General features: G+C 39.6%; 1 protein-coding gene. It reads left to right on the plus strand.

The features are described 5' to 3' along the window. The first annotated feature begins 13 nt into the window (after nt 1-13). Complete coding sequence (locus HC175_RS19205; RefSeq protein ID WP_168139757.1) at nt 14-160, plus strand: ATP-binding protein; 147 nt, start codon at nt 14-16, stop codon at nt 158-160. The last annotated feature ends 264 nt before the right edge of the window (nt 161-424 follow it).

Here is a 424-nt window from a genome sequence, read left to right on the forward strand (position 1 = left end):
GCTTAACCAGGAAATAGCAGGAACAGGCATGGGGCTGTACATAGTAAAACGAATGATAGAGAGCCAGGAGGGGAGAATTAAGATGGAAAGCACTCCGGGAGAAGGAACCTTATTTAAAGTATTCTTTCAGGCTCCTTTCCAGGCAAAGAAGAGCGGCTAAAGCACTTTTTGCGACTTCACAAATAGAGATCTTGTTATCCAATTCTTATTAGTCGGCCGTAACCTAGCCGGAGAAATAAATTGGATAAAGTGATCTTAATCATTTTTCGGTAATTATAATGGCTTTAGTATTGTGCGTTCAAATGAAGCTATGAATGTACTAGTGCTTACAGACCTTTCTGATGTGGCTAAAAATGCCGGCAGTTATGCTGTGCAATTTTTAAGCGATATACCTGTACACTTTCATTTGCTAAACATAAGGCTT

The organism is Salinimicrobium oceani (genome assembly GCF_012037645.1).